Raw genomic sequence first — 14,226 nt, forward strand, 5'->3', positions numbered from 1 at the left:
CCGCCCCGGATGGCCCTAGCCTCGCCGGCATGACCGCACCAGCTGCCTCCCCGGTCCGCGGGGCCCGCCGCGCGATGATCGTCGCGGTGGTCGCCTCGCTGCTCGTCGCCTCGCTCTGCGGGATCGTCGCCCTGCTCGGCGGCGGCTTCGGTGACCTGCAGGCCCGGATCGTCGCGACCACCCTGATCGTCGCCGCGTTCGGCACCTCGGCGCTCTGCCACCTCGCCGTCGTCACCCGCGCCGTGCGGGCCCTCGGGTTCGCCGGCCTGGCGGCGAGCGTCGTCGCGGCGGGGGCCGCGCTGTGGCTGGTCTGGGGCGGCGACGGGCTCTTCGAGGGCGACGGCGACGGCTCGGTGCTGAAGACCCTGCTGGTGGCGACGATCGTCGCGATCAGCCTGGCGCACGCGAACCTGCTCCTGCTGCTCGCCGAGCGGCGCCGCACCGTGATCCGCGCGGGCCTCGGGCTGACCCTGGCCGCGATCGCCGTCGTCGCGACGATGCTGGCGCTGCCGGTGATCACCGACGGCGCGGTCGGCGACCGCGAGTGGTACTGGCGCTGGTTCGGTGTCGCGGGGATCGTCGACGCGCTCGGCACCATCGCCCTGCCCGTGCTGGCGCTCGTCCTGCGCGGCCGGCGGCACGAGCCCGCTGCCACCGAGCTCGCGCCCACCGAGCCCGCGCCCAGCGAGCCCGCCGCCACCGAGCCCGCGCCCACCGAGCCCGCGCCCACCGAGCCCGCGCCCACCGAGCCCGCCGCCACCGAGCCCGCCGCCACCGAGCCCGCCTCCGCCGGGACTCAGCCCGCCTCCGCCGGGGCCGCCACCGAGGCGGTGTCGTCCGGGACCGCCTCCGCCGGGTCCACGTCTCCCGGGCCCGCGTCCGCCGGGAACACGGCCACGCGGGCCGCGACCGCCGGCACCGCGTCGGCCGGTGCGCGGGCCGACGGTGAGGCGACGACGGCACCCACTGCCGCTGTGGTGGGTTCCGACGGCGCCGGGGGCGACGACGCCGGTACCCCTAGCGCGGAGTCGGACGTGGCGCCGGTCCGGATCGTGCTCGACCTGTCTGCGGACCTGGTCGCCCGGCTCGACGCCGCCGCGGACGGGCAGGCACGGGACGCCGCGGCGCTGCGCGTTCTGCGGAACGCTCTCGCCCAGGGCTGACCCGCCGGATCCACCCCGGTTCCGGGTTCACCGCACCGCACCGCGCGTGACGGACGGCGTCCTCGATGCGGTGCTTGCGCTCCTTGAGCTCGACCTCGGTCGCCGCGCCGGCCTCGCCAAGCTGGCCGGCGGCGTCGCCGTCCGCACCGCACCGCGACACACCGCGCCGCACCGCCGGTCCGGCCGTCACGACCGCTGCCGGAGCCGCGCGGACACCGTCGTCATCGGCACTGTCGCCGCCACTGCCCGGGAGTGCAGTCGGTGCGACAGCCGGTCCGCCGTCGTCAGGGAGCGACCGCAAGCCGCAGCCGCGGCCGTGGCCGGAGCGGGCGCGTGGCCGGTGTCGGTCAGGCCGGGGTGCCCCCGCCGTGGTCACCGTCGTCGGCCCGGTCCAGCCGTGCCCGCCGTTCCTGCTCCCGGCGGCTGTATGCGGCCTGGCGGACCGCGCCGTCGTCGGCGAACCCGGAACCGAGTGCCCCGGCGACCGTCCCCATGGACGTCGACAGCCAGGCGATCATGATCCAGTCGTCCGGTCCGGACTCGCGCATCAGCGTCGCGGAGAGATAGTCCGGCGGGATGACGAGGACCGCCGCCACCAGCGCCAGGACGAACAGCAGCGCGAACATCGCCAGCACCCCGCACGCCACCGTGATCACCGTCGACAGGTTCGACAGCAGCATCTCCTCGCGCAGCGAGCGGTGCCGCCGCGACTCCCACAGCCGGTTGTCGAGGATCAGCCACGCGGTCATCCCGACCAGGGCGATCAGCATGACCGTCACCTGCCGGGCGGTCCCCAGAGCGGTCGCCAGCTCCCAGATGTTGGAGTAGAAGATCCCGAACGCGGCACCGGCGGCTGCCGCGGCGATGGCGGGGGACAGGCTCGGCACCAGCCGCCACGGACGGTTCGCGCGGACCATCCCGGCCAGCAGCCGGACCCGCCCACGGAGCCCGGTGAGGGCGAGACGGACGTCGACGTCGTCCTCCACCCCGCCGCTGCCGGCATCGGAGTCGTCCGCGGGCCCGCGCCGGGCGGGGTCGCTGTCCGCCCGATCCCGATCCCGGTCGCGGTCCTGATCGCGGTCCTGGTCGTGGTGGTCGCCGTCGGTCCCGGCCCGGGGCCCCGAGTCGATCCGGGTCAGCGGTCCCGCATGACCGCCGTCCGGCGCTCCGCTCTCCCCGGCGCCCGCGCGGTCCGGGGGCACCAGGTGCCCGGTCACGAGACGGACCACCGTGTCGCGGCACCGCCGGTACTGGTTGATCGCGCCCAGCGCGGGCAGCGACACCAGGCCCACCCGGTGCCCGGTCCCGCCGTCGGCGACGACCGGATCCGCCCCGGAGCGGCGCGGCAGGTCGGTGAGCAGCACGACGGCGTCGGCGCCGTCCCGCTCGCGCACCCGGTCGCCGATGTCGAGAGCGGGCAGCGCGCCGCGCTCGTCCAGGACGATCGGCTCGTCGGCGAGGCGGACCTCCCAGCGGGCGTCGTCGTGCTCCCCGAGCGCGGCGGGCAGGTCGCGGACGAGCCGGTGGGCGAGCTCGGTCGGCAGCCCGGGGTCGGCGACGAGGTCGAGCACGGTGGTGCGGGTCGCGTCGGTCACGGCGCGCGAGGCTAGTACCTGTCGGTCGCGATCGGGCGGTGGGTGGTCGGGCGGTGCAGCGCGATGCCGTCGCGTTCCGCGGAACGCGGGCGGCGGCACCTGCTCGTGGTGTCAGGCCGCGGCCGCCGGAGCGGTGACGGGAGGCAGGAGCGCGTTTAGGATGGGGCCGGGATCGAGGCGGTCGCCGTACCAGTCGGGGGTCAGGGTGTCGCGGTCGATGCGGAGCCGGGCCCGGGTGTTGATCTCCAGGAGGGTGTCGGCGCAGCCGTCGAGCGGAGCTCCGGTGGGACGGACGACGGTGCCGTCGGGGCGGTGGAAGGTCCAGGTCTCCCCGGGCGGCCGGAGGATCGCGTAGCCGTGGTCGTGCACGAGCCGGTGGTGGAAGCTGCACAACAGCACGAGGTTGTCGACGTCGGTGGGGCCTCCGTGCAACCAGTGGCGGACGTGGTGTGCATGCAGGTGCCGGGTGTGTGCGCAGCCGGGGAAGCGGCACCCGGGCCGGCCCTCGGCGACGCCTGCGGCGCTGAGCGCGGCGATCTGTCCGGGTCCGGCGAGCCGACGGGAGCGGCCCAGGTAGAGGTGGTTCGCGTGGCGGTCGGTGAGCAGGACACGGGCCCGCGCGTCGCAGGCGAGCCGCTCGGCCGTCGGCGCGGGGATCTCGGGGCCGCCGTCGAGGCGGGCGGTGCCGGTGGCGGCGTCGACGACGACCGTGACCCGGGTGTCGGGACGGGACACGACCGGTCCGCCGGTGTCGTCGCCGTCGCGCGTGGCGAGGTGCAGTAGTGCATCGGCGCGGCGGGCGGCCAGGGTGTCGACGACGGCGCCCGGGGCGTGCTCGGCGGCCTCGCGGGCCCGCTCGTGGGGACCGACCCGCGGGTCGGGTTCGGGGGACGGCGCCGCGGTCGAGGGAGCCACGGCGACGACATGTGCCTCGATCGCGGCGACCAGGGCCGCGCCGTCGTCGGGAGTGAGGCGGGCGCGCAGGACGAACGAGCCGTCCGTGTCGTGGTACCAGCTCACACCACGCAGGGCCGCGGTGTGCGCGGGCGGTGCGACGCGGCGGCGGGCCGCGCGGACCACGGTCTCGACGTGGCTCGCGGTGCCGGTCAGGGCCAGGTCGAGCAGGACCTGCTCCGCGGACGGGGGTGCGGATGCCGGCGACGCGGTGTCCGCAGCGGGGTGGGTCGCGTCGGTCGGGCCGTCGGTCGGTCGCGCGGGCGCGGGTGGGGTGCCGTCGGTGCCGAGCCCGGCCGGGTCGGGGCCGCCGGTGGGTGCAGCACGCGTCGCGGGTTCGGGGGCCCTGTGCGATCCGGTTCCCGCGGGGGCGCCCGCTCCGGCCTCGGTCCCCGGGGCGGTGCTGGTGTCGGGGGTGATGTCGGCAGTGCGGTCGTCGGCCGGAGGGTCGGTGCCGGGGTCCGCGTCGGAACGGGTGGATGCGGCGGTCCGGGACGGGGCGGCGGCCGGTGACGTGTGGGTGGCGGTGATGCGGGCCAGGACGGAGTCCTCGGCGCCGGCGAGGCGGGTGATCGCGCGGACCTTGGAGTAGGAGATCCGGCCGGCCGCGAACGCCTCGGTGATCCGGGGCAGCCGGGTCAGCGCGTGCGCGACGCGCAGGTGCTCGGTGGCGGTGCGCAGGCTCATCCCCGCGCGCCAGGTCAGCCAGTGGGCGCAGGACCGGACGCCGACGCCGCACCAGCCGCCGCGGTCGTCGAACTCGGCGAGCAGGCGCAGGAACCGGCACTCGGCGGCGGCGATGTGGCCGGCGAGACCGAGCAGCTCCGACTCGAGGGCGTGCAGACTGAGCGGTGGGCCGGGCTCCGCTGCGGGGGTGGTCGGGTCGACGGACGGATCCACTGCGGCCTCCTGTATCGAACGTGTGTTCGCATGAGTGTGGCCGAGGGGTCCGACAGTTGGGGGCGAGCCGTAGGGGAGACGGGGCTCTGGGGCGCGTTCCGCGGAACGCGCACGGACGCCCCGCGCACCGGTAGGGACGCCACCGCCGGTGCCGGTCAGGACCCGGCGCGCAGCCACCCCGCGGCGATCGAGGCCAGCGGCTCCAGCTCCTTGTACTCCGCGACCTCCGGCGGCAGCGTCTCCAGGACCGACACGAGGCGCTCGCGCCAGGCCGGGACCCGCGCGACCTCGTCCAGCGGCAGCAGGCGGATCCCGATCAGGAACAGCACCGCGCCGGTCAGCGGCAGCCGCACCAGGTGCTGCACCTCGGTGCGCAGGTGGATCTGCCGGCCGGGGTCGGAGAGGTCGAGCCGGGTCCGGGCGGGCTGCCACAGCGGGGCGGCGTCGAGGGACAGGTCGCGGCGGTCGTCGGGCTGCAGCCCCCAGTTCAGACGGCGGTAGGCCTCGCCGGGATGCAGCCGCAGCAGGAAGCGTTCGGCGCGCTCGAACACCCCGCCCGGACCGTTGCCGGGGACCGGGCCGTGCAGCTCCCGGAAGCTCATGCCGGCGTCGAACCCGAGCGACCAGACCGAGGCGAACGCGACGGCACCGGCGTCGAGCCACAGCGCGTCGTCGCGGGCGCCGAGCACCACCACGTCCTCCGCGACGAGCCGGGACACCCAGCGCAATGGGTGCTCGGGCAGGGTGGCGTCGTCGCCGAACACGAACTCGTGGTCGGTGCCGGTGGCCGCGTCACGGAACCGCCACCCGTCCGTGCTGCCGGGCCGGCCGGGGGTGCGGGTCAGGGTGCAGGTGCCGGGCTGCTCGGCGGCGAGGCGCCCGAGCAGGTACAGGCAGGCGTCCCAGCAGGACGCGCGGGCGTGCGGTGCGGCGACGAACCGGGCGGGTTCGCGGTCCAGGGTCGACGCACGTTCGGCGGCGACGGCGGGACGGTCCGGGCCGTCGTGCACGATCCGCGCGCCCCAGCGTCCGGCCTCGGTGCGGCGCTCGACCCCGGCCGGTTCGACGTTCGCGCTGATCCGGTAGGTCGGGTGCGGCAGCGGGAACGGGTAGTCCTCGACGCCGGTCACAGGTCCAGCTCCAGTGTCGTCCCGGCGGCGCGGGACACGCAGAGCGCCATCCGGTCGGCGCGCTCGTCGGCGGTCAGGACCGTGTCGCGGTGCTCCACCCGGCCGTCGACGACGGGTGTCACGCACTCCCCGCAGACCCCGCGCCGGCACATCGCGGGCGCGGCGACCCCGGCGCGGTGCACGGCGTCGAGCAGGGTCTCGCGGGCACCGACCTCGACCGTGCGACCGCTGCGGCGCAGCACCGCACGGAACGGGGTACCGGGCTCGGGTTCGGGGACGAACGCCTCGGCGTGGATGCGGGCGTCGACCCAGTGCGCGGCGCGGGCGGTCCGCGCGGCCGCGGCGATCAGACCGGGCGGGCCGCAGGTGTGGACGTGGCTGCCGAACGGCGCCGTGGTCAGCAGCCGCTCCAGCGCGGCGTGGGCCTCGACGCGGCCCGTGGCCTCGACGAGCCGGTCCCCGCAGAGCGCGCGCAGCTCGTCGCGGTGCGGGCCGGGACCGGTTCGTTGGACGGTGAGCACCGCGAACGGGTTCCCCCAGAACGCGTGCCAGCGGGCGTGGGACAGGACCGCGGTCACCCCGATCCCGCCCGCGACGAGCAGGTGGTGGCGTGCGGTGTCGACCGGCGGGAACGAGCTGCGCGGCGTCGTCGCCACGACCGCGTCGCCCGGGGTGAGACCGTGCGCCCACACCGAGCCGCCGCGGGAGCCCGGGCGTCGCGCGACCGAGACGTGCCAGCGGTCGGGTGCGGGGGACGGCGCGGTCAGCGAGTAGGAGTTCCAGCGGCCGGGCGCCCACTCGACGCCGATGTGGCCGCCGGGCGGGGCCGCGGGCAGCGGCCCGGTCCCCGGTGCGGCGGCGAGCTCCAGGGAACGGACTCCGGGCGCGGCGTCGGTGACCGCGGCGACCCGCAGGTGCACGACGGGCCGGGTCACGGCGCCCGCTGCGCGGTGGGCGCGCCGAGGAACGCCGCGAGCCGGCGCGAGTGGTGCGCGGCGACGTGCAGCACGAGCCGGCAGCCGGGGCAGGCCACGGCGTCCCCGACGTCGGCGTGCACGACGACGCGGTGGTGGCAGTGTCCGCAGTGCACCGTCCGGTCCCGGGTGGGGTCGGCGACGTCGGTCGGGACCAGGACGAGCTCCTCGTCGAGGGCGCCCCGGTGCAGCGCCGCGGCGCGCACGGCCTGCACGACGCTCTCGGGGCCGGTGACCAGGATCCGGGTGCCGGTGACCGGCGTCGCGAGCTCCCGGTCCAGCAGGCTCTCCGTGTCCCCGCCGGTGGGCAGCCGGACCAGGCGGTCGTCGGGTCCGAGGCCGGGATCCGGCGCGGACCCGGCGACGACGACCAGGTGCGGCGCGTCGCCGCGGCCGGCAGGGCCGGCGTAGCGCGGCACCGTGGTCCGGCCCGGTGCGACGTGCGCGGACGGGGCGGCCGCGCCGGTGCGCAGCGGGCGGACGGGCTCGGCCATGACGGGTGCGATGCTACGAGCGTCGCGTGAACGGCGGATGGCGCCCAGCGAGTGCGCGGGTCGCCATTTCTGGTGAAACTGTCGGGAGTCGGTGACGATCTCGGCGCCGGCGCGATGAACTGCGTGAAGCGCCCGCACGCCGGAGAGGGGGACGTCATGGACGGCACGTCGTACCGCCCGCGGCACGCCCTGCGTGAGACCCCGCCCACGATCGCCGTTCCGGCGCAGCGGGGCGCCCCGCGGGCCGAGGCCGTGACCCGGCCGGACGTCGACGGCCACCGCGCCGCCGCACCGCAGCGGGAGGTGTCCGCCCACCGGATCGCCGTCCCGCAGCCCCGCCCGGCGCCGCGGACCACTGCGCAGCAGCACGGCGCCGCGCCGCAGCACGGCACCGCGCCCTGGTGGGCGGCCGTCCCCGCACCCCGTGACGGGGCGCACCCCGCGCCGCCCGCCCCGGCACCGGAGCGGCCCTGGTTCACCCCGGCCCCGGTCGTCGTCGAGCCCGCCGCTGGACCCGGCGCCGACGGAAGGCTGCCCGGCTTCCCGACCACGCTGCTGCCGCGCCGCCGTCGTCCGCTCGCGGTCGGTGCGGGCCTGGCCGCCGGGATCGCCGGGATGCTCGTCGTGTTCGCGGTGGTCGTCGGCGCCGCGGGTGCGGCGGGCCGTGGGATCGACGACGCCGCCACCGCGACGGCCGCGGTCGGCGACTGGCGCGCCGCCGGCGGCCAGGTGCACGTCACCGCGATCACCGAGGCCCTGCGCGACATCGCGCGCGCCGGGTCCGGCGGCGGGACCGTCGCGCTGGTCGAGGCCTGCCGCGACCTGCGCGACGAGGTCGCCTCCGCGCAGGCGTACCCGGCGATCCCGGACGCCGTCGCCCAGGTGTACTGGCGTGACGGGCTCGCCGCGGGCGCCGACGCCGCCCGGCACTGCATCGCGGGCGCCTCCCTCGGCGACCCCGGGCTGCTCGGCGACGCCGCCCAGGAGCTCAACGGGATGAGCACCCAGCTGGGTGCCGTCGCGGACCGGCTCACCCTGCTCTCGGGCGGCTGACCCCGCGGGCACCGCGGACCGTGCGCGTCCGCGCCACGACCCGCATGATCACGCCATGACCACCATCGCGATCGTCGGTGCCGGACCGGGGCTCGGCGCGGCGACGGCCCGGCGCTTCGGGCGCGAGGGGTTCGACGTCGCCCTGATCGGACGGCGCCGCGACCGCGCCGAGACGCTGGCCGCCGAGCTGGCCGCCGACGGCGTCGCCGCGCACCCCTTCACCGCCGACGCCCGCGACCCCGCCGCCCTCGCCGCGACGCTGGAGCGGGTCGCGGAGACCGTCGGGCCGGTCGAGGTGCTGCAGTACAGCCCCGCACCGCAGAAGGACTTCCTGCGGCCGCTGCTCGAGACCACACCGGCCGACCTCGTCGGGCCGGTCGAGATGTCGGTGTACGGCCCGGTCGCGGCCGTGCACCAGGTGCTGCCCGGGATGCGCGCGCTGGGCCGCGGCACGGTGCTGTTCGTCAACGGCGGCAGCGGGGCCCGGCCGTCGTCGCGGGTGGCGGGCACCTCCATCGCCTTCGCCGGGCTCGGCGCGTTCGCGGCGATGCTGCACGACGAGCTGGCCGGCGACGGCGTGCACGTCGCCCAGCTGATCGTCCCCGGCGCGATCGAGCCCGGGCACCCCCGCAAGGACCCCGCCGTGCTCGCCGGGACCCTGTGGACCCTGCACCGCGACCGGCCCGCCGGGTTCCGCCATCTCGCCGACGACCTCTGAGCGCCCTCCCGGGGGTGTGGCGTAGTCGTTGCGGCGGGCACCGGGGCTCCTGCGCCGCTAGGGTTCCCGCCGCAGATCAACCGGTACGAACGGAGTGGGTCATGGATTCGGGGTCGCAACCGACCGCGCGTGCCGGGAACCGTGGGGCGCGGCGGGACCCGGCGGGGGGCGGGCTGCTGAGCCCGTCGCCGACGGCCCCGGCCGCGAGCCGCGGCACCGTCATCGGCAACGGGCTCACCTGGCTGGCGGCGTGGAGCCTGCGGGTCGCGCTGATCGCCGTCGGGCTGGTGATCCTCGGCTACGTCATCGGCATGCTGTGGGTCGTCGCCTGGCCCGTCGTGCTCGCGATCCTGCTGGCCACCGTCCTGCGCCCGCCCGCGGCACTGCTCATCCGGTGGCGGGTGCCGGCCGCGGCGGCCTCGGCGATCGTGCTGCTCGTCGGCATCGCCGCGGTGACCGGGCTGTTCGTGAGCATCGCGCCGTCGATCGCCGGGCAGACCCAGCAGATCACCTCCGGGGTGATCGCGGCGCTTGGGCAGATCCAGCAGTGGGTGTCCGGGCCGCCGCTGAACCTCGGCGACGGCCAGATCGGTGACATCGTCAACCAGGTCACCCAGCAGCTGCAGCAGAGCGCGACCGCGATCGCCGGCGGCGTCCTGACCGGGGTGTCCACCCTGGCGTCCGGGCTGATCTCGCTGGTGCTGGCGCTGGTGCTGACGTTCTTCTTCGTCAAGGACGGGCCCCGGTTCCTGCCGTGGCTGACCTCGATCACCGGGCGCAGCGCGGGCGGGCACATCGCCGAGGTGCTGCGCCGGATGTGGGACGTCCTCGGCGGCTTCATCCGCGTCCAGGCCCTGGTGAGCCTCATCGACGCCGTGTTCATCGGCATCGGCCTGGTGCTGCTGGGCATCCCGCTGGCGCTGCCGCTCGCCGTGCTGACCTTCGTCGGCGGGTTCATCCCGATCGTCGGTGCGGTCGTCGCGGGCTCGCTGGCGGTGCTCATCGCGCTGGTCACGCAGGGCTTCGGCACCGCGGTCGCGGTGGCGGTGCTGGTCGTGGCGGTGCAGCAGATCGAGGGCAACGTGCTGCAGCCCTTCCTGCAGGGTCAGAGCCTCAAGCTGCACGGCGCCGTCGTGCTGCTGGCGGTGACGGCGGGCGGGTCGCTGGCCGGGATCGCCGGTGCGTTTCTGGCGGTGCCGATCGCGGCCGTCGTCGCGGTGCTGCTGCGCTACCTCGGCGAGCAGATCGACCTGCGGGACCGCCGGTTCTCCGGTGTCGACGACGTCGCCGCGGGCACCCCGGTCACCGCCGCCGACGGCGCGGCCCCGGCCTCCGCCGCAACCGGCACCGGCACCGACACCGGCACGAAGACCGAGACCGAGACCGACACAGCCACCGGGAACGAGAACAAGACCGCCGTGCCCGCCCCGCCGGACTCCGCCCGTCAGGACGGCGGCTGACCGACCCGCCCGGGCAGCCGGTCGGTCCCCAGCATCCGGTCCATCAACCGGAACCGCAGCACCACCCACATCAGGGCGAACCAGCAGACCAGGACCGGCAGCACCACCAGGAACACCGGCCGCGCCGCGCCGGTGAGCCCGAAGTACGACGACAGCGTCGGGGTCCCGACCACGCCCGCGAACACCACGATCAGGCCCAGCACCAGCCAGGCCGGGCGACGGTCGGACACCGGCGCCGTCCACGCCGCGAGGAACCGGTGCGGCGGCAGCAGGAACAGGATCAGCACGAACGACGCCAGCCCCACGAACGTCGACAGCCCGGTCTGCGCGCCGAGCGTCGCGGCCGCACCGGCGAAGTCGGCGTCGGTGCCGTAGGTCAGCCCGGTGTAGCTCTGGAACTGGTCGATCACCTGCGCCGGGGTCCGCCCGCTGGTGAAGCCCTGCAGGATGCCCTGGTAGAGCACCGTGTAGACGACCGTCCCCGCGCCCGCGGTCACCACCGACGCCGGCACCACGAAGCGGGCGAGGTTGCCCAGCAGGTCCGGGTCCGGCTCGGACGGCGTCGCCCACAGCGTCAGGAACAGCGTGGGCACGCCGACGGTCAGCAGCGTCAGCCCGACCTGGGTGGGGGAGTAGGGGAACCCGAGCCCGAGCATGGTCACGGCCATGATCACCAGGCCCTGGGTGGCGACCCGGGTGAGGAACACGTACATCGACACCGCGATGCCGTCGATGATCCGGCGGCCCTCGGTGCGCGCCGGCAGCAGCGCGGCGAACGAGTCGTCGACGAGCACGATGTCCGCGACGTCGCGGGTCACCGCCGAGCCGCTGCGCATCGCGACGCCGACGTGGGCCCGCTTGAGGGCACGGGCGTCGTTCACACCGTCGCCGAGCATCGCGACGTGCGCACCGCCCCGGCGCAGGCTCGCGACGACCCGCTCCTTCTGCTCCGGGGTGACCCGCCCGAACACCGTGGTCCGGGCGACGAGCGCGTCGAGCGCGGCCCGGTCCCCGGCGGAGTCGTCGAGCTCCTCGATCTCGGACCCGGCGACCGCCTCACCCACGTCGAGTCCGGCCTTCGCGGCGAGCGCGGCGACGGTGCGCGGGTCGTCGCCCGAGAGCACCTTCACCGCGACCCCGTCCGCGGCGAACCGCTCCAGGGCGTCGGCGACGCCGGGACGCAGCTCGTCGGACAGCACCACCAGCGCCACCGGCTCCAGGGCGGGCAGGGTGGGACGGCCGTCGTCGTCGCGCAGCCCGGCGCCCGCCCGCGCGGCCCGGGCCAGCAGCAGCACCCGCAGCCCGGCGGTGGCACGGGCCTCCACCCGGTCGGCGACGGCGTCGGGGTCGCCCAGGTGCGGCGCGAGCGCGTCCGGGGCGCCGAGCACGAACGCCTCCCCGCCGGTGGTGACCTGCCCGGACCAGCGCAGCGACGAGGTGAACGCGACCTCGTCGCGCAGCTCCCACGGCGTGCCGGGCAGTGCCGCGGCGAGCGCGGCGGAGGTGAGGTTCGGGTCGGCCACCGTCGCCGCGAACCGCGCGAGCACCGGCCCCGGGTCGGTGCCGTCGAGCGGGTCGAGCCCGTCGAGGCGCAGCGCGCCGGTGGTCAGGGTGCCGGTCTTGTCGGTGCAGACGACGTCGACGTGGGTGACCGCCTCCACCGCGTTGACCTGCTGTACCAGCGCGCCGCGCCCGGCCAGCCGGGCCGCGCCGCGGGTGTAGGCGACGGCGATCAGGAAAAACAGGCCGTAGGGGACCAGCCCGGACAGCACCGCGGTGATCTGCACGACCGGCAGCAGCGAGAACCCCTCCAGGAACGCCTGGGCCAGGATCGCGCCGCTCATCAGCACGACCAGCACCATGGTCAGCCGGACGACGAAGTCGATGCGCCGCTGCAGCGGTGTCGCCTCGGTGGTGTCCGCGCGGGCCTGCAGCGTCAGCCGGCCGGCGTAGCTGTCGGCACCGACGGCGGCCGCGCGCTGGCGGGCGGTCCCGGCGACGCAGTGGCTGCCCGAGCGCAGCAGGTCGCCGGGGGTCTTGACGACCGGGTCGGACTCGCCGGTGAGCAGCGACTCGTCGGCCTCGGCGCGCCCGGTCAGTACCGGCCCGTCGACGACGACCTGCTCGCCCGCCCGCACCACCAGCACGTCCCCGGCGACGACGTCGGCGGCGGGCACCCGCTGCTCGGCCCCGTCCCGCACGACGGTGACCTCCGCGGCGTCGAGCAGCTGCAGCCGGTCCAGCTTCCGCTTGGCCCGCATCTCCTGCACCGCCCCGACGACGGCGTTGACCAGGCCGAGACCGACGCTGGTCAGGGCGTCGCCGTAGCGGCCCAGCACCAGCAGGACCAGGCCGATCGCGAACAGGATCGTGTTGTAGGAGGAGAAGACGTTGGTGCGCAGGATCCGCCCGTAGCCGCGCGTCCCGGCGGTCACCGGCGCATTCGTCCGGCCCGCCCGGCGCGCCGCGGCGACCTGTGCCGCACTCAGCCCGTCGTCGGGTGCCGCCTCCACGATCCCGGCCGCCACGCCGTCCCCTCCCCGCCGTCGGTCCCTCGAGTGGCGATCATGGCAGGCCCCGATGTGTGCCGACTGTGCGTGAGCTGAAGGCTCACCAGCGTTCCAGGCCCCCGCGCTTGACGAGCTGGGCGGCGATCACGTTGCGCTGGATCTCGTTGGTGCCCTCCCCGACGATCATCAGCGGGGCGTCGCGGAAGTACCGCTCGACGTCGAACTCGGTGGAGTAGCCGTAGCCGCCGTGGATGCGCACCGCGTCCAGGGCGACCTCCATCGCGGTCTCGGAGGCGAACAGCTTCGCCATGCCCGCCTCCATGTCGCACCGCTGTCCGGACTCGTACCTCCGGGCGGCGTGCAGGATCAGGGTCCGTGCGGCGGTGATCTTCGTGGCCATGTCGGCGAGGTGGTTGCCGACCGACTGGTGCTGCCAGATCGGCTTGCCGAACGACTCGCGTTCCTGGGCGTAGGCCAGGGAGTCGGCGAGCGCGGCGTCGGCGACGCCGAGTGCGCGCGCCGCGACCTGGATCCGGCCGGTCTCCAGGCCCTTCATCATCTGGGCGAAGCCGCGTCCGGGCTCCCCGCCGAGCACCGCGTCGGCGGGGACGGCCATGTCGGTGAACACCAGCTCGCAGGACTCGACGCCCTTGTAGCCGAGCTTGGGCAGGTCCTTGGACACGGTCAGGCCCGGGCCGTGCTCGACGAGCAGCACCGAGATGCCGCGGTGGCGAGGTTCGGCGGCCGGGTCGGTCTTGCACAGCAGCGCGATCAGCCCCGAGCGCCGCGAGTTGGTGATCCAGGTCTTGGCCCCGTTGACCACCCAGCCGTCGTCGGTGCGACGGGCGTGGGTCGTCATCGCCTGCAGGTCCGAGCCGCCGCCGGGCTCGGTCAGCGCCATCGTCGCGCGCAGCTCACCGGTCGCCATCCGCGGCAGGTACCGGTCCTGCTGCTCGCGGGTGCCGAAGGCGACCAGCAGCTTCGCGACGACGGTGTGCCCACCCATCGCGCCGGCCAGGCTCATCCAGCCACGGGCCAGCTCGGCGGTGACCAGGGCGTAGCAGGGCATCGACACCGGGGCCTCGCCCCACGGCTCGGGGACGGCGAGCCCGAAGATCCCGAGCTGCTTCATCTGCTCGATGAGCTCCTCGGGATAGGTGTTCGCGTGCTCCAGCTCCCGCACCACCGGGCGGACGTCCCGGTCGACGAAGTCGCGCACCGTCTCCACGACGGCCTGTTCCTCGGTGGTCAGTTCACCCGTGCCCGCTCCCATGT

General features: G+C 75.9%; 11 protein-coding genes. 4 read left to right on the forward strand and 7 right to left on the reverse strand.

Translation table 11 applies throughout. The features are described from left to right. Nucleotides 1-29 precede the first annotated feature (29 nt). Nucleotides 30-1,163: a hypothetical protein gene (locus tag DMP17_RS31110; protein WP_337831397.1), complete on the forward strand. Its 1,134-nt coding sequence runs from the start codon at nucleotides 30-32 to the stop codon at nucleotides 1,161-1,163. 347 nt (nucleotides 1,164-1,510) lie between these two features. Here DMP17_RS31110 and DMP17_RS31115 read toward each other — a convergent pair whose 3' ends face one another. The 5 genes from DMP17_RS31115 to DMP17_RS31135 form a co-directional block, all read right to left on the reverse strand. Continuing rightward, complete coding sequence (locus DMP17_RS31115) at nucleotides 1,511-2,758, reverse strand: hypothetical protein (RefSeq protein WP_337831398.1); 1,248 nt, start codon at nucleotides 2,756-2,758, stop codon at nucleotides 1,511-1,513. 111 nt (nucleotides 2,759-2,869) lie between these two features. Beyond that, nucleotides 2,870-4,612 carry a DUF222 domain-containing protein gene (locus DMP17_RS31120; protein WP_337831399.1) on the reverse strand — a complete coding sequence of 581 codons (1,743 nt, stop codon included), beginning with the start codon at nucleotides 4,610-4,612 and terminating at the stop codon, nucleotides 2,870-2,872. Between the two features lie 155 nt (nucleotides 4,613-4,767). Next, the gene (locus DMP17_RS31125) at nucleotides 4,768-5,742 is read right to left on the reverse strand and encodes a heme-dependent oxidative N-demethylase subunit alpha family protein (protein ID WP_337831400.1); all 975 of its coding nucleotides are present in this window, start codon (nucleotides 5,740-5,742) and stop codon (nucleotides 4,768-4,770) included. Continuing rightward, nucleotides 5,739-6,677 (reverse strand): PDR/VanB family oxidoreductase, encoded by a 939-nt coding sequence (locus DMP17_RS31130; protein WP_337831401.1) that lies wholly within the window; start codon nucleotides 6,675-6,677, stop codon nucleotides 5,739-5,741. The genes DMP17_RS31125 and DMP17_RS31130 overlap by 4 nt, the downstream gene beginning before the upstream one ends. After that, entirely contained in the window at nucleotides 6,674-7,210 is a 537-nt protein-coding gene (locus DMP17_RS31135; protein WP_337831402.1) for a dimethylamine monooxygenase subunit DmmA family protein, read from the reverse strand. Before DMP17_RS31135 ends, DMP17_RS31130 begins: the two co-directional genes overlap by 4 nt. Nucleotides 7,211-7,282: 72 nt before the next feature. On the opposite strand from DMP17_RS31135, the gene DMP17_RS31140 reads away from it, so the two are divergent. The 3 genes from DMP17_RS31140 to DMP17_RS31150 all read left to right on the forward strand — a co-directional run bounded on the left by DMP17_RS31140 (nucleotide 7,283) and on the right by DMP17_RS31150 (nucleotide 10,441). Next, nucleotides 7,283-8,263 carry a hypothetical protein gene (locus DMP17_RS31140; protein WP_337831403.1) on the forward strand — a complete coding sequence of 327 codons (981 nt, stop codon included), beginning with the start codon at nucleotides 7,283-7,285 and terminating at the stop codon, nucleotides 8,261-8,263. A gap of 55 nt (nucleotides 8,264-8,318) precedes the next feature. Continuing rightward, entirely contained in the window at nucleotides 8,319-8,981 is a 663-nt protein-coding gene (locus DMP17_RS31145) for an SDR family NAD(P)-dependent oxidoreductase (RefSeq protein ID WP_337831404.1), read from the forward strand. Nucleotides 8,982-9,082: 101 nt separating this feature from the next. Then, complete coding sequence (locus DMP17_RS31150) at nucleotides 9,083-10,441, forward strand: AI-2E family transporter (RefSeq protein ID WP_226356911.1); 1,359 nt, start codon at nucleotides 9,083-9,085, stop codon at nucleotides 10,439-10,441. Here the strand turns inward: DMP17_RS31150 and DMP17_RS31155 are convergent. Next, a complete protein-coding gene (locus DMP17_RS31155; RefSeq protein WP_337831405.1) occupies nucleotides 10,426-12,969 on the reverse strand; it encodes an HAD-IC family P-type ATPase in 2,544 nt (847 codons plus the stop codon). The genes DMP17_RS31150 and DMP17_RS31155 overlap by 16 nt on opposite strands. Before the next feature lie 82 nt (nucleotides 12,970-13,051). Then, nucleotides 13,052-14,224: an acyl-CoA dehydrogenase family protein gene (locus DMP17_RS31160; protein WP_337831406.1), complete on the reverse strand. Its 1,173-nt coding sequence runs from the start codon at nucleotides 14,222-14,224 to the stop codon at nucleotides 13,052-13,054. Nucleotides 14,225-14,226 lie beyond the last annotated feature (2 nt).

This window comes from Pseudonocardia sp. TMWB2A, assembly GCF_017312135.1.